Source organism: Bradyrhizobium sp. (assembly GCF_035701725.1).
Classification (GTDB): Bacteria; Pseudomonadota; Alphaproteobacteria; order Rhizobiales; family Xanthobacteraceae; genus Bradyrhizobium.
The window spans coordinates 1-14,664 of record NZ_DASSRP010000026.1; the positions used below are offsets into that span (position 1 = coordinate 1).

Below are 14,664 nucleotides of genomic sequence, written 5' to 3' on the forward strand. Positions count from 1 at the left end.
CGATGGCTGGCGGGCAAACGGCTCATGGCGAGACCTCCCGCACCAGATCTTTGCCGATCAGGCGAACCAGATCGCGCCGATAGCGCGCCGTGGCATGAACGTCGTCGCGGGCATCGAGCTCATAAGCGAACGCGTTCAAGGCATCGTCGAGCGCCGCCGCGTCGAGGTGGGAAAACTCACGGGTCACCGGCATATCGGCGACGCCGCCGACGGCGAGGCGCACGCCGTTGTCGGTGGCGACGGCGGCGCAAGCGACGATGGCGAAGTCGCCATGGCGGCGCGCCACCTCGCGGAAGGCACATCGTCGTGGGTTGGCCGGAAACGAGACCGCCTCGATCAACTCATCGTCCTGTCGGGTAGTGGCCATCATGCCGGCGAAGAATTCCTTCGCCGGAACATGGCGGCGCTTCCTGGCGCTGCGCAGATGCACGGCGCCGCCGAGTGCGGACAGCACAAGCGGCAATTCGGCGCTCGGGTCCGCATGCGCAATCGAACCGCATACCGTGCCCCGGCTGCGGGTCTGAACGTGACCGGTCCAGGGCAGAGCTTGCGCCAGCAAGGGCAAGGTTTTCGCAAGTTCGGGCCACGCCAGCAGCGCGGCCTGGCGGACAGCGGCACCAACCGTGACCGCACCGCCCTTCAGTTCGATGCGCGAAAGCTCGGGAAGCCGCATGATGTCGACCAGCGTTTTCGGCCTGGCGAGACGCATGTTGAGCATCGGCATCAGCGACTGTCCGCCAGCGATGATGCGCGCCTCGCCGCCGTCGCGGTGAAGGCAGGCGAGCACCTCATCGAGATGTTCGGCGCGGACATAATCGAAAGCGGCGGGTTTCATCGCGGCCCTCCGATCCATCGCCGGAGCCGCGCGAACCACGAGCGGTCTTCGACAGTGGCAGAATCGCCGCCGGCCTTGCGCGCCAGCGCGGCAAAGAACTGCCCGATGATGACCTTTGCCGCGCCATCCAGCAGCCGGCCGCCGATGCTCGCGACCTTGCCGCCAATGCCGGCTTGGTAGACGTAATGGATCGTGGTGCCGCCGTCTTGTGCCGGGGCAAGCGTAATACGGCCCTCGCCACCGCCGAAGCCGAGTCCGCCTTCGGCGCGGCCCGCGAGCGTCACCGCGTTTGGCGGATCGAGATCGGACAGTTTTACTTCGGCGCGATAGCGGCCCTTGACCGGACCGATGCCGAGCGTGACATCGGCGCGGAAATGCGTGTCGGAGATTTTCTCGACGCCATGACAGCCCGGAATCACCGCCGCCAGCGTGTTGGGATCAAGCAGCATGTCCCAGACCTGCTGCGCACCGGCCTTGACGACGGCTTCGCCTTCGCCGCGCAGCTTGCGGTCGGAACCACGTTTTTCCTCGCTCTTCGATGCCTGGCGCGGGGGCGAAGGTTCGGCGCCGCGAACGACTTCGGCAAGCTTCGCGGGCACCAGCGGCAGGATGATATCCCTGGCGCCGATCGCATCCGCGACCGCATTGGCCAAGCACACCGGCGTCGACATGCAATTGCCTTCGCCGACGCCCTTGGACCCCAGCGGCGTAAACGGCGACGGCGTTTCCATGTGAAGGATGACCGGGGTCGGAACTTCCGCCGTGGTCGGCAAGAGATAGTCTGCCAGTGTTCCCGTCAGAAAACTGCCGTCCTCGGCATAGGCATATTCTTCGTAGAGTGCGGCGCCGACGGCCTGCGCGAACCCGCCGCGCACCTGCCCGTCGACCATGGCGGGATGCAGGATGGTCCCGCAGTCATGCATGGTGACGTAGCGATCGATCCGCGTCTGCAAGGTGGTGCGGTCGACCTCGACGCCGCAGAAGTCGAAGATGAAGCCGTGGCACAGCGAGGAATTAATGTGGTCGCCCTCGTCCGGCGCGGTCAGTTCCGGCGGCGTCCAGAATACCGTTTCGCGGATGGTGTGCCCGACGCCGTCGGGCAATGCAGCCGGCGACCAGTGGCTCAGTGCCGCGACGCGCGAAAACGAGATCTTATTGTCGGGATTGCGCTTCGATCCGACGTGACCGTCGGCAAACGCAATATCGTCATCCTCGGTGTTCAATTGACTGGCCGCCACGCGCCGCAGCCGCCCAGCAATACGCTCGGCGGCGAGTTTGGCGGTGCCGGCAACGGCTGGCGCGAAACGGCTGGCATAGTTGCCGGAGGCAATCGACCAGGCATCCTTGGCGGTATCGACCTCGGTGTTGACGCGAATATCGGACGGCTTCAGGCCAAAGACGTCGGCAACGACCTGCGACAGCACCGTGCGGTGGCCCTGTCCTTGCGGCACCGAGGCGACATGAACGGTGACACTGCCAACCGGATCGACCGCTATCGTCGCGGTTGCCTGCGCGCCGTTCTTTGGCCCCGCCTTGCGCCGCTCCGCCGCCGTCAGCACCGTCGTGATGTAGCCCATGTTGGAAACGCTGGGTTCGACCACCGCCGCATAGCCGATGCCGTAGAGACGTCCTTCCGCGCGGGCTGTGTCGCGACGCGCCTTCAGCTCCGCGAGTGCGCCCTCCTGCACCGCCCGCCGCACCGCTTCCTGGTAATTGCCGGAATCGAGCAGGGCGCCGCTGGCGGTCTTGTACGGGAACGCATCCGCCGGGACGAGATTGCGCGTGATCACGTCGACCGGGTCGAGCTTCAATTCAAGCGCGATGCGCTGAACCAGACGCTCCAGCGCGAAATAGACCTGCGGACCGCCGAAGCCGCGATTCAGGCCGGTCGGCGTCTTGTTGGTGACGACCACGCGGTTGCGCACCTTCATGTGGCGGATGTCGTAGGCGCCGGTGAGATTGCCGTGCATGCGATAGAGCGTCGCTGGTTCCGGCGCCCGCAGATGCGCGCCACAGTCTTCGACCTGGTCCCAATCCAGCGCCAGGATGCGGCCGTCATCGGCAACCGCAGCCGAGAGCGAGACCGCGCGGTTGGTCGCGGACACCGAAGCGGTCAGATGTTCGAGACGATCTTCGATCCACTTCACCGGACGGCCCGCGACGCGCGCCGCCGCCGCGATCAGGACGATGTATGGGAAGACGCCCTGCTTGACGCCGAAACTGCCGCCGGAATCCGGCGGCGTGCGCAGGCGCAAGCGGTTGCCTGGCACCTTCAGGGCGCGCGACAGCACCGCATGAATGCTGAACGGCCCCTGGAAGTTGGCAAGGACATCATAGGCGTCCTCGCCCGGATGATAGTCCGCGACCACGCCATAGGTTTCGATCGGCGTGCAGGAATTGCGCGGATAAGAGACATCGATGCTGATCCGATGCGGAGCGGTGGCAAACGCATTTTCCGGATCGCCGTAGCGGAACGAGCGATCGCTGGCGACATTGCCGCCAAAGCCGTCGTGAAGCACCGGCGCGTCCGGTTTCAGCGCCGCACGCGGATCGATCACGGCCTTTCGTACCTCGTAGCGCACATCGATGAGATCGACCGCGTCTTCGGCACGGTAGCGATCATCAGCCACCACGATCGCCACCACCTCGCCGACATAACGCACGCGGCCGACCGCCATCGGCCAGCATTCGACCGGCGCCTTGACGCCCACGACGAGGCTGGTGGTCAGCCTTTTGATGTCCTCGCCGTGAAGCACGGCGACGACGCCGCGGGCGGTCATCGCCTGGGCGACATCGATCGAAACGATATCCGCATGGGCATGCGGCGAACGCAGAAAGGCCGCATGAAGCGTCGCCGGATGAACGCCGATATCGTCCATGAAACGGCCACGCCCGGTCAGAAGCGCGGCATCCTCGACGCGCGCGATCGACCGGCCGACCCAAGGCGGGCCGGACGAGGGATTGGCTGTGGCTGAACTGGCGGCTTCCGCCATCCGAAAACGTTTCTCCCGCGCGAGCTGGTGGACTGGGCCACGAGGTGCGTCAGGAAAAGCTATTCAGCGGCGTTCGTTACCCGCAATATCCGACGGTCGCGAAACTTACCATTCCGTCTCATTTCACGAGACGTGTGCGGCGCACCATCCACTCAACTGGCGAGACGTGAAACGTTGCGGAACTCGCGCGGCGAGACGCCGCTGTGGTTGCGGAAGAAGCGGGTGAAGTGCGCGGGCTCGGCAAAACCGAGCCGACGGCTGATCTCTGAGACGCTCGCCGACTGATTGAGCACGGCGTCGACCGCCTTCTCCATCCGCACCACATTGAGGTAGACCTTGGGCGGCACGCCAACCGACGTCTCGAACAGACGGAAGAAATGAGCGCGCGAGAGCCCGGCCTCGCGGGCAAAGGATTCCAGCGCGGCTCCGCGTCCGGCTTCGGACCGCATCGAGGCCGTCGCTTTTCGGATGCGCCAGTCGCCGGAACGCGCGCTCATCTCGCGGATCGAAGCAGGAAAGCTGCGCCAGGGCGTAAAACGCTCGATCACCGCGATCATCAGGTCCGACAACAGCGCCTCGTGTTCTGCTTTCGCCTCCGGACGGGTCATCATGTCCGCCGCGAGATTCATCGCGAGATCCCGGATATGCGGCGACACTTCTCCGGAGGGATGGCCGAAAAACCCCGGCGCGCCGCTGGCGGCCCAGCCCGGCCGGAACGCCATCAGCCATTCCGGCTCGATATAAAGCGCCAGAATGACGGTGCGCGGCCGTTCGGGATTATGAACATAGGAATGCGGCTGCCAGCCATTGACCAGCACCGCGATCGTGTCGGTTAAGGGATAGACCTTCTCGCCGACCACGAACTGGGTGTCGGCGCCCTCGACCTTCAGCAGCACATGACAGTGCGGATGGGCGTGCCGAACCAGCGACCAGTCCATGTCGAGCAGGGCCACCCGACCGAAAATTCCGTGCGCAATCCGCAGCGCCGTGGACATTGAAGTTGTTCCGAAAAAGCTGTTCCCGGTTCACGCGTTCCGCGCGCCGTCGTGTGACCATAATATGATGACGGCCGACGCTCGCCGTCAACCTGCGACAATCCGCGCCAAGGCTGCTTTCGGATCGGCCTGCAGGGCTCGGCCGAGATCGACGTTTTCGACGCCCTTGACGTGGATCCGCTTGAACTCCATCGCATCCGTCGTGAGCGGTTTGGTCGCATCCAGTCCCATCTTGGCACTGATGCCGTTGTCGGACGACGGATCGAGCTTCGAGCCTTGTGCGCCCGAAACGACGACGAGGTCGCGGTCGGCCTGAAACCGCGTCGCGACCGCCCATTCGATTTCGGTCTCGTTATCGATATCGACGTCCATGTCGACCACGACGACCTGCTTGATGTCGTAGTGGCCGCCGAACGCGCCCATGATGATGTTCTTCGGCTCGCCCTGGCTTTTCTTGTCGACCTTGACGGCGAGGTGATAGCGGCAGGTGCCGCCGCGGGTGAGCCGCACGTCGCGCACCGACGGGAAACTTCGCTGCAAATGCTCGAGCAGCGTCGCTTCGCGCGGGATTGCGCCAAGCAGGAGATGCTCGACACCACCGCCGACGATGGTGTGAAAGATCGCGTTCTTTCGATGGGTGATGGCATCGACCTTAATGACTTCGCGGTCGGCGCGCGTCCCATAATATTGCGGGAACTCGCCAAACGGCCCTTCGGGCTCACGTACTTTCGGCAGGATGCGGCCTTCGATCACGATCTCCGCATGCGCCGGCACCCGGACGCGGTTGGTGCGGCACTTCACCATTTCGATCGGACGATTGAGCAATGCGCCGGCGATTTCCATCTCGTCACTGTCGAGCGCAGCAATCGCCTGCGACGCCAGAATGCAGGCCGGATGCACGCCGATCACGAGCGCAATCTCGAGGCCCTCGCCGGCCTCCTCGGCCATCCGGAAATAATGCAGGGTATGGCGGGGCAGCAGCAAAACGCCGATCCGGTCCGGCCCACTCACCTGGCAGCGGTGGATCGAGACGTTCTGGATCCCGGTCTTTGGGTTACGCGCAATCAGCAGCGCCGCGGTGATGTAGGGCCCGCTGTCGAGTTCATTATGTTTCGGGATCGGCAGTTGCTTGAGCAGATCGACCTTCTCGTGCACGACCTCCTGCGCCGGCGCCGTCTTGACCTCGACCCATGGCAGCGGGTGGCGCACGGCGTTCTGAAACGCTGGCAACAGCCTGTCCACCGGCACGCCGACCGCATCGGCAATCCATGTCCGGTCGGCGAACAGATTCGCCACCACCGGAATCGCATGCTGATCCGGCTCGGGAAACAGCACCGCCCGCTCATTCTCGAGCGTCTTGGCGACGGCGGCCAGTTCGTCGATCAACGAGACGCCTTTGTTGGCGACCGCCAGGCGATCGGCGCGAGCAAGCTGCTGCAGCCAGTCGCGCAAATCGGGATGTGCGAGCTGGTCCACCGCGTCCGTGTTGCTACGCCTCGCTTCCATGATTTTACTCCGTCCGGTCAGCCGAGATCGGCCATCACGCGCCGGTACTGGTTCGGCGAGGTCCCGGTGTGTTGCTGAAAGAATCGGGTGAAGTTGCTCTGTGCGCTGAACCCGAGGTCGTCGGAAATGCCGCCGATCTCGCTGGTCTCCAGCCGGAGGCGGCTGACCGCCGATTCGACGCGAAGCGCATTGGCGTAAAGCCGCGGGCTGACGCCGGTGCAATGGCGGAACAGATGATTGAAGTGCGCACGGGAAAGTCCGGCGGCGCGCGCGACATCGTCGAGATCGACCGCCTCGCCCGCATGCTCGCGCATATGCCGCAACGCGCGGCTGACGCGATAATCCCTGACGCCGTCGGTGGCTGTCGCGCTTGCGCTTTGCTCGCGCCACGCCGAAAAACCGTGCGAAACGGTCAGGCAGAGCTTCAGGATCTGTTCCGGCAGATCGTCATGGGCGTCGAACGGATCGGCCACGCGCTGCACCAGGTCGGTACGCAGCCGCTCGATTTCGCGCGTGATCGGGATGCCCGCCTCACGGAAAAAGCCTGATGCCGCGCAACCGGCAAAGGCGCGATCCGCCTGCGCGAGCCAGGTCGGCTCGATATAGAGGGCGAGAAACAGCGTGCGTTCCTCGCTGCCCCGATGCACGTAGGCGTGCTGCTGCCAGGAATTGACGGCGACCAGCATGTCGCTGCGCAAAGGCACCGGCCTGCCTTCGACGATGAAGTTCTGGTCGGGCCCGCTCGCCTTGAAAATCAGATGAAAATGCGGATGCGCGTGGTCCACCAGCGAGGTGTCCATGTCGAGAAGCGCGACCCGTCCAAAACGGCCGCGCAGGATGCTCAAGGCCTTGGTCACAACTCTTGGTTCTCCGAACCCGGCGCGCAACGCCCGTTCGTCCAACAATCCAGACGCTTAAGATAGCCCGAATTACCGCTGGCAGGTATGCGTGGGACAGCAAAAAATCATCCGAAATGATAAATCGCGTGCGGCCGGGCAAAGCACAGGCTTGCCTTCGGGACTATGCTTCCCGCAATGCCGTCGAACGACGGACCACCATCAGGGAGAGAGCCATGGACCTGGTATTCCAGGACGCCGCCCGCGACCGGCGGGAACAAGAACGCCAGCGCCAGTTCCGCGACAGGTTCATCGCCGAGACGCCGCCCTGGTATCACGGCGCGCTGCATCTCGGCTTCACGCTGCTCGTCACGGGCGTTGCGATGTGGTTCTGCTGGAACCGGATCCACGATGCCGGCTGGTTATGGCTTCTGGTGATCCCGATCGCGCTGTTCGGCAACTGGATCGAATGGGCCGCGCATCGCTACATCCTGCATCGCCCGGTCAAGGGCCTGGAGATGATCTACAAGCGCCACTGCACGGTGCATCACCAGTTCTTCACCCATCACGACCTCACCTATCATGGGCACAAGGAATGGCGGGCGCTGCTGTTCCCGCCGTTTGCGCCGCTTGGCTTCGTGCTCGCGGCGCTGCCGCCGGCGCTCGTGCTCGGAATCGTGATCTCGGCGAACGCCGCCTACATCGCGGTATTCACCATGGCGGCCTATTATTTGATGTATGAAGGCCTGCACACGCTCTCGCATCTGGACGACGCGCGTCATCCCTATCTAAAGTATATTCCTCTGATCAACACCGTCCGCCGCATGCACACCGTCCATCATGTGCTCGGCTTCATGCAGACGCGCAATTTCAACCTGACCTTCCCGATCTGCGACGCCTTGTTCGGCACCAGCGATCTCGACCGCGGCGTAATCGGTACGCTGTTCAACGGCAATTCCAACAAGTACATGCGAAGGGATCTGCGGCCCGTCGATCCCGGCATTGCCGTCCCGCAGATCGATGGACCGCCCGCAGAGGTGGCCAAGGCCGTTTGATCCGGGCGACTTGCGCCAGCGCGCGGCGTTCAGGCGACGCGCGTCACTCGACCTTGATCTTCGCGGCGCGAATGATCTTGGTCCATTTCTCCATCTCGACCTTCAATTGAGCGGAGAACTGCTCCGGGCTGTCGCCGACCGGCTCGAGGCCGAGCGCTGCCAGCCGCTCCCTGGTATCGGGCTCGTCGACGATCTTGACGATCTCCTGATGGAGCCGCGCGGAAACTTCCTTTAGCGTTCCCGTCGGAACGAGCACGCCGACCCAGGCGTCGCCGTCGAGATCCGGATACCCGGCTTCGGCAATTGTGGGAAGTTCGGGCAACGCCTGCGAGCGATGATTGCTCATTACCGCGAGCGCCCGCAATTTGTTGTCCTGAATGAACGGCACCGCCGCCGACAGCGCCGCAAAACCGATCAGCGGATTGCCTGACAGCACCGCCGTTGCCACCGCGCCGCTGCCGCCAAACGGCACGTGCACGAGATCGACATCGGCCGCGACCCGGAACTGCTCGCCAAGCAGATGCGACGGCGTGCCGAAGCCGGGCGAAGCGAAACTGTATTTGTTCGGGTTGGCCTTGATCAGCGCCACAAGCTCGGCGACGGTCCGCGCCGGCACCGACGGATGGACGAACATGGCCGACTGGAAGATCGCGATCTGCGTGACCGCCTCGAAATCCTTCAGCGCATCGTAGGGAACCTTCTCGTACAGCGTCGGATTGATGACGTAGCTGTTAACCGTAATGAGAATTGTGTAGCCGTCCGCCGCTGTCCGAGCCGCCTGCCCGGTACCGATATTGCCGCCGGCGCCGACAATATCCTCAACGTAGAACTGCTTGCCCAGCCGATCGGAAAGCTTTTGCGCCACCAGACGTGCACAGACATCGGTCGGACCGCCCGGCGAATACGGCACGATCACGCGAACCGGACGGCTGGGATAGGATTGCGCCCTTGCCGCCTCCGGCAGGACCGGCAATGCGGCAAAACCGGCGGCGAGATGTAGAAAACGACGACGTGGAAGCCTCATGACGCCAAGCTAGCCTACGGCAGCAGCGTTCGAAAGAGGCCAGGATTTCCCGTTAACTTAACGCTGCCCGAAGTCTGTGCTATTGCCTGCGACAGCTGCATTCGATTTGATCTAAACGGCTTTGCATGAACTCACATCCGCGGCGATTGATCATTGGCATCACTGGCGCTTCCGGCGCGATTTACGGCGTCCGCTTGCTGCGTCTGCTACAGGCAAGCGATATCGAGACGCATCTGGTGATGAGTCGGTCGGCAAAGATCACGCTGACCCAGGAAATGGACATCGGCGTCGCCGAGGTCTCGGCGCTCGCCAGCGTCGTGCATCAGGTCGACAATATCGGCGCCTCGATATCAAGCGGATCGTTCAAGACGATGGGCATGGTGATCGCGCCCTGCTCGATGCGAAGCCTTGCCGAGATCGCATCCGGCGTGACGTCCTCGCTGATGACGCGCGCCGCCGATGTGGTGTTGAAGGAACGGCGCCGGCTGGTGTTGATCGTGCGCGAAGCGCCGCTTCATCTCGGCCATCTGCGCGCCATGACCGCCGCGACCGAAATCGGCGCGATCGTCTATCCGCCGGTGCCGGCTTTTTATGCACGGCCCACGAGCCTCGAGCAGATGGTCGATCATACCCTGGGACGGGTGCTCGACCTCTTCGATATCGATAACTCCGCGGTCAGCCGCTGGGGCGGGCTGAACTCCATCAAGAACGGCGAATGAGACGGGCAGAAGTCGATGCCGCCGAGAGCTGGGCGTTCGCCCTTGCGATCTACGCCCGGCCCGGTATCGCGGAGGCCTGCCTCGCTTTGCAGAACGCCGCCGATGTCGACGTGATGCTGATGCTGATGGCGACATTTGTCGCCGTCAAACGGCGCCTGTTGTTGACGGCTGACGAGATCAAGGCGCTGGATAACGCCTGCGCTCCGTGGCGCGAACAGGTCGTTCATAAATTGCGGGCTCTCCGCACCGATCTGAAGACGGGCCCACGGCCTGCGCCGAGCGAGACCACCGAGCCGTTCCGTTCCAGGATCAAGGCCATCGAACTCGATGCCGAAAAGCTCGAAAATCAGTTGCTCGCCGAATGCCTGCCGCAGCGACCGGGCCAGGAGAGTATCGGCATGGAACAGCTTCGTTCCGTTCTGAATGCGGTCGTCGTGCACTTTGCCGATAAACGAGGCACGACACTGGATGCCCGTCTTTCGCCCCTGGTCGACACGATCGCCGAAGCCGCCATGGAGCCGATTTGATACTCGCCACGGGTGGCCCGGAATGCGCACAGCGAATGTCAAATCCAGAGCCTCACTAGAAACCTGGATTTGCTTAGGATCCTTTGGTTCTGACATTTGCAAGAATACCGGCTACTCCGGCAAGCAAATGTTAGAACCGGACCGTTAAAGGCGCCCTGATCCGCCTCGCTCGGGCCGGAGGGCTATTGCAGGTCCCCCTGCCAAAATGCGAAATCTTTCCCCGAATGGGTGGGTTGCGAGGTTGGCGCTTGATCTTGCGCGCTCTCTCAGCAAACTGCCCGCGCCATCTGAAAAGCCCCGCGCCGACCCACGTGCCGGGATCGCATAACGGGATAATGAAATGTCAGAGACGATGAAGGCGCTGCTTCTGCGCCAGCACGGTGGATTGGAAAACCTGGAGCTGGTGACCGACCACCCGAAGCCGAAGGCCAAGGCGGGAAGCGTCGTTATCCGCGTGCGCGCCTCCTCGTTCAACTACCACGATGTGTTCACGGTGAAGGGCATGCCCGGCATCAAGGTGCCGCTGCCGGTCGTGATCGGTCTCGATATGGCGGGCGAAATCACCGAAGTCGGCGAAGGCGTCTCTGGCTGGAAGGTCGGCAACCGCGTGCTCGTCAACCCGCTCAACAAGAAGAAAGGCCTGATGGGCGAGATGCTCGACGGCGGCATGGCCGAATATTGTCTCGTCGATGCCGATCAATTGATCGCCATGCCGGATGGCGTCACCTTCGAGCAAGCGGCATCGCTGCCGGTCGCCTATGGCACCGCGCATCGCATGCTGATTACCCACAACACCATCAAGAAGGGCGACCGCGTCCTGATCCTGGGTGCCAGCGGCGGCGTCGGCACCGGCTGTGTCATCCTTTGCAAGCTGCTCGGCGCGGAAGTCATCGCTTGCGCGAGCAGCGCGGAGAAAATGGACAAGCTCAAGGCGATGGGCGCGGATGAGGCCATCAACTACAAGGAGGTCGATTTCTCGAAATGGGCGATCGAGAAATACGGCAAGCCGCAGCGCCGCACCCATGAAGGCGGCGTCGACGTCGTGATCAATTTCACCGGTGGTGACACCTGGGTGCCGTCGCTGCGTTGTCTCAAGCGCGGCGGCAGCCTGCTGGTCTGTGGCGCGACCGCCGGGCACGACCCGAAGGAAGACCTTCGCTATATCTGGAGCTTCGAGCTGAAAGTGATCGGTTCCAACAGCTTCTACGAAGACAACCTCACCGACCTGATGAAAATGATCGTCGAGAAGAAGATCACACCGGTGATCGATGCCGTGCTGCCGCTCGAAAAGGCGGCCGAAGGCCTGCGCCTGATCCGGGATCGCGAGGTTATCGGCAAGGTCGTGGTGGTGCCGTAAGGACGCGTGGTCCGATTCCTGGCGGCGGCTAAGCAGGGACAAGAAGGTTGCACGATGGCTGAAATTCCAAGCGTTGAAGACGTCCAGAAGCTGATATCCCGCGGGCCCTACCATCAATGGCTCGGGCTGAAGGTCATGGCGGTCGACGAAGGGGCGATCGAACTGACCGCGACCTGGCGCGAGGAATGGGTGGTCAATCCCGACCGCGGCTATACCCATGGCGGCATCCTGGCCGCGCTGGTCGACCTCACCGCCGATTGGGCGATGGTTTCCAAGACCGGCCGCGGGGTTCCGACGGTGGATCTGCGCGTCGACTATCACCGCGCCGCGATGCCGGGGATGCTGACGATCCGTGGCGAGATCGTGCATTTCGGCAAACAGTTTTCCGTCGCCGAAGCCAAGGTGTTCGACAAGGAAGGCCGGTTGCTGGCAAGCGGCCGCGGTACCTACCTGACTGCGCAGCCGGCCTGACGGAAGAATCGGACCGCTAGTGGTGGCCAATACGTCTGCGTTTTTCAATCTGGGAGCCCTGACGTCGGAGGGCAGCGATCTCGACAAGATCGCGATCATCGATCTCGGCACCGGCGATGAGCGCCGCTTCAGCTATCGTGATTTTGAAGCGCAAGCCGACGCAGTGGCGCGCGCGCTTAGCCAGCGCGGGCTGGCACGCGGCGACCGCATTGCGATTCTTTCGGCCAATCGTTTTGAATATCTGACGACCGTGCATGGCATCATGCGCGCCGGCTTTGTCGCGGTGCCCGTGAATTTCAAGTTTCCGCCAGCGACGATCGACTACATTATCCATGACTCCGGCGCCAAGCTGATCTTCTGCGATGCGCAACGTCTTGCCAGCGCGCCAAAGGACCTGCCGCGCATCAGTTTCGACGAGGATTTCGCAGGCTTCCTGAAACCCGGACCGTTCACGCCGGTGATGCCCGCCGCGCGCGAGGCGGCGCTGTTCCTCTACACGTCGGGTTCGACAGGTCGCCCCAAGGGCGTCGTGCTCTCGCATCAGAGCCATATCTGGGTGGTCGAGCAGCGCATGGCGGCGCAGGACATGAGCCGCCACCGTTTCCTGGTCGCCGCGCCGCTCTATCACATGAACGCCCTGGCAATGAGCCAATTGGCGCACGCGGCGCATGCAACCGTGATCTTGCTGCCGCAGTTCACGACGCAGCTCTACCTCGATGCCATCGAGAAATATCGCTGCACCTGGCTCACCGCCGTGCCGCCGATGATCGCGATGATGCTGAACGATCACGATCGATTCGCGGCGACCGATCTCTCCAGCGTGGAATATTTGCGAATGGGGTCGGCGCCGGTCAGCCAAAGCCTGTTGGCTGCGATCCACCAGGCGCTGCCGAACGCTGCCGTTACCAATGCCTATGGCACGACCGAGGGCGGCCCCGTCGTTTTCGGACCGCACCCGCAACGTCTGCCGCAGCCGGACATGTCCGTCGGTTATCCGCATCCGAAGGTGCAGGTGCGGCTGATCGGCGATGACGGTAAACCGTCCGACGCCGGCGTGCTTGAAATGAAGAGCCCGGCGATCATGAACGGCTATCACAACCGGCCCGACGTGCCCTCGCCCATCACCGCCGACGGGTTTTACGTGACCGGCGACGTATTTCGTCGCGATGAAAACGGCTTCTACTTTTTCGTCGGCCGTGCCGACGACATGTTCGTCAGCGGCGGCGAAAACATCTTTCCCGGCGAGGTCGAGAAGATGCTGGAGAGCCATCCAGACGTGATCCAGGCCTGTGTCGTGCCGGTCGACGACGACATCAAGGGCACCAAGCCGGTGGCGTTTGTGATCAAGCGCGAGGGCAGCGATCTCGACGAGGCCAAACTGAAAGCGTTTTCGCTGGCAAACGCGCCGGCCTATCAGCACCCGCGCTCGATCTGGTTTGTCGACCGCCTGCCCTTGGCATCGACCAACAAGCTCGACCGCAAGACCCTGCACGGCATGGCGGAAGAGCGGCTACGCGAGCGAACAGGCGCGGCAAGCGGCGGGGACATCCCAACACGGAGCTAGATCCGATGGACGAGACCTTTCGCAGCTTCCTTGATCGCCTGCGCCAGGCCGGCGAATTGCTCGATTTCCATCAACCGATCGATATCCGCCATATCGCCACCCTGGTCGATCAATCGGACAAGGCGATCTTCTTCCACAAGGTCATCGGCTACGACATCCCGGTCGTCTCCGGCATCATCCGCTCTCAAGCGCGGATGATGATGGCGATGGGAGCGGAAAAATATCTCGATATCGAGGAGCGGCTCAAAAACGGCATCGCCAATCCGATCGCGCCGCAACGGGTCGCAACCTCGCCTGCACGAGAGGTGGTGATGAAGGGCGAGGACGTCGACCTCTACAAATTGCCGATTCCGATGTCGTCGATCTACGACGGCGGCCCGATGATCACCGCCGGCGTCGTCATTGCCCGCGATCCCGAATTCGGGATCAACACCGGTATCTACCGCTTCATGGTCAAGGAAAAGAACCTGACCGGCATCGACATCGTGACGCCGAACAACATGCGGCTGTTCGTGCAGCGCGCCTATGAGGCCAAGCGTCCGCTGCCGATCTCGATCAGCATCGGTACGCATCCGGTGGAGCTGCTGGGCGCCGGCTTCAAGGCTCCCCTCGGCACCGACGAGATGGCGATTGCCGGCGGCATTCGCGGCCAGGCGGTCAAACTGGCGGCCGGCGACACCGTCGACGTGCCTTATGTTGCCGATGCGGAAATCGTTCTGGAAGGTGAGGTGCTGCCGACCGGCTGGACCCATCCCGAAGGTCGCTTCGGCGAATTCACCTGG

The 14,664-nt window shown here is 63.1% G+C and carries 13 protein-coding genes; 7 read left to right on the forward strand and 6 right to left on the reverse strand.

Annotated elements, in window-relative coordinates; all coding sequences use genetic code 11:
* Positions 1-22: 22 nt before the first annotated feature.
* The 5 genes from VFL62_RS01410 to VFL62_RS01430 form a co-directional block, all read right to left on the reverse strand.
* Positions 23-835 carry an FAD binding domain-containing protein gene (locus VFL62_RS01410; protein ID WP_325170593.1) on the reverse strand — a complete coding sequence of 271 codons (813 nt, stop codon included), beginning with the start codon at positions 833-835 and terminating at the stop codon, positions 23-25.
* The gene (locus VFL62_RS01415; RefSeq protein ID WP_325170594.1) at positions 832-3,828 is read right to left on the reverse strand and encodes a xanthine dehydrogenase family protein molybdopterin-binding subunit; all 2,997 of its coding nucleotides are present in this window, start codon (positions 3,826-3,828) and stop codon (positions 832-834) included. The genes VFL62_RS01410 and VFL62_RS01415 overlap by 4 nt, the downstream gene beginning before the upstream one ends.
* 152 nt (positions 3,829-3,980) lie before the next feature.
* Positions 3,981-4,823, reverse strand: coding sequence for an AraC family transcriptional regulator (locus VFL62_RS01420; protein WP_325170595.1), 843 nt, complete (start codon positions 4,821-4,823; stop codon positions 3,981-3,983).
* 87 nt (positions 4,824-4,910) lie between these two features.
* On the reverse strand, positions 4,911-6,329 hold the full coding sequence (locus tag VFL62_RS01425) for a UbiD family decarboxylase (RefSeq protein ID WP_325170596.1): 1,419 nt from the start codon (positions 6,327-6,329) through the stop codon (positions 4,911-4,913).
* 17 nt (positions 6,330-6,346) lie between these two features.
* Positions 6,347-7,186 (reverse strand): AraC family transcriptional regulator, encoded by an 840-nt coding sequence (locus VFL62_RS01430; protein WP_325170597.1) that lies wholly within the window; start codon positions 7,184-7,186, stop codon positions 6,347-6,349.
* A 215-nt stretch (positions 7,187-7,401) separates the two neighbouring features.
* Between VFL62_RS01430 and VFL62_RS01435 the strand changes: the two genes are divergently transcribed.
* Positions 7,402-8,220, forward strand: a complete 819-nt coding sequence (locus VFL62_RS01435) for a sterol desaturase family protein (RefSeq protein ID WP_325170598.1) — start codon at positions 7,402-7,404, stop codon at positions 8,218-8,220.
* 43 nt (positions 8,221-8,263) lie between these two features.
* Here the strand turns inward: VFL62_RS01435 and VFL62_RS01440 are convergent, their stop codons facing one another.
* The gene (locus tag VFL62_RS01440) at positions 8,264-9,244 is read right to left on the reverse strand and encodes a tripartite tricarboxylate transporter substrate binding protein (protein ID WP_325170599.1); all 981 of its coding nucleotides are present in this window, start codon (positions 9,242-9,244) and stop codon (positions 8,264-8,266) included.
* A gap of 125 nt (positions 9,245-9,369) precedes the next feature.
* On the opposite strand from VFL62_RS01440, the gene VFL62_RS01445 reads away from it, so the two are divergent.
* The 6 genes from VFL62_RS01445 to VFL62_RS01470 form a co-directional block, all read left to right on the forward strand.
* Positions 9,370-9,963 carry a UbiX family flavin prenyltransferase gene (locus tag VFL62_RS01445; RefSeq protein WP_325170600.1) on the forward strand — a complete coding sequence of 198 codons (594 nt, stop codon included), beginning with the start codon at positions 9,370-9,372 and terminating at the stop codon, positions 9,961-9,963.
* Entirely contained in the window at positions 9,960-10,490 is a 531-nt protein-coding gene (locus VFL62_RS01450; protein ID WP_325170601.1) for a TIGR02444 family protein, read from the forward strand. The genes VFL62_RS01445 and VFL62_RS01450 overlap by 4 nt, the downstream gene beginning before the upstream one ends.
* Positions 10,491-10,830: 340 nt before the next feature.
* A complete protein-coding gene (locus VFL62_RS01455; RefSeq protein ID WP_325170602.1) occupies positions 10,831-11,847 on the forward strand; it encodes a quinone oxidoreductase family protein in 1,017 nt (338 codons plus the stop codon).
* Positions 11,848-11,901: 54 nt separating this feature from the next.
* Positions 11,902-12,318, forward strand: a complete 417-nt coding sequence (locus tag VFL62_RS01460; protein WP_325170603.1) for a PaaI family thioesterase — start codon at positions 11,902-11,904, stop codon at positions 12,316-12,318.
* Between the two features lie 22 nt (positions 12,319-12,340).
* On the forward strand, positions 12,341-13,882 hold the full coding sequence (locus VFL62_RS01465) for a class I adenylate-forming enzyme family protein (RefSeq protein WP_325170604.1): 1,542 nt from the start codon (positions 12,341-12,343) through the stop codon (positions 13,880-13,882).
* A gap of 5 nt (positions 13,883-13,887) precedes the next feature.
* Positions 13,888-14,664 (forward strand): UbiD family decarboxylase (locus VFL62_RS01470; RefSeq protein ID WP_325170605.1); only part of this gene is annotated, 777 nt, incomplete at its 3' end.

Coding starts and splice junctions, on each gene's coding strand:
- VFL62_RS01440 (WP_325170599.1), bottom strand. CDS start 9,244: ATGAGGCTTCCACGTCGTCGTTTTCTACATCTCGCCGCCGGTTTTGCC.
- VFL62_RS01410 (WP_325170593.1), bottom strand. CDS start 835: ATGAAACCCGCCGCTTTCGATTATGTCCGCGCCGAACATCTCGATGAG.
- VFL62_RS01425 (WP_325170596.1), bottom strand. CDS start 6,329: ATGGAAGCGAGGCGTAGCAACACGGACGCGGTGGACCAGCTCGCACAT.
- VFL62_RS01435 (WP_325170598.1), top strand. CDS start 7,402: ATGGACCTGGTATTCCAGGACGCCGCCCGCGACCGGCGGGAACAAGAA.
- VFL62_RS01420 (WP_325170595.1), bottom strand. CDS start 4,823: ATGTCCACGGCGCTGCGGATTGCGCACGGAATTTTCGGTCGGGTGGCC.
- VFL62_RS01445 (WP_325170600.1), top strand. CDS start 9,370: ATGAACTCACATCCGCGGCGATTGATCATTGGCATCACTGGCGCTTCC.
- VFL62_RS01455 (WP_325170602.1), top strand. CDS start 10,831: ATGTCAGAGACGATGAAGGCGCTGCTTCTGCGCCAGCACGGTGGATTG.
- VFL62_RS01415 (WP_325170594.1), bottom strand. CDS start 3,828: ATGGCGGAAGCCGCCAGTTCAGCCACAGCCAATCCCTCGTCCGGCCCG.
- VFL62_RS01450 (WP_325170601.1), top strand. CDS start 9,960: ATGAGACGGGCAGAAGTCGATGCCGCCGAGAGCTGGGCGTTCGCCCTT.
- VFL62_RS01460 (WP_325170603.1), top strand. CDS start 11,902: ATGGCTGAAATTCCAAGCGTTGAAGACGTCCAGAAGCTGATATCCCGC.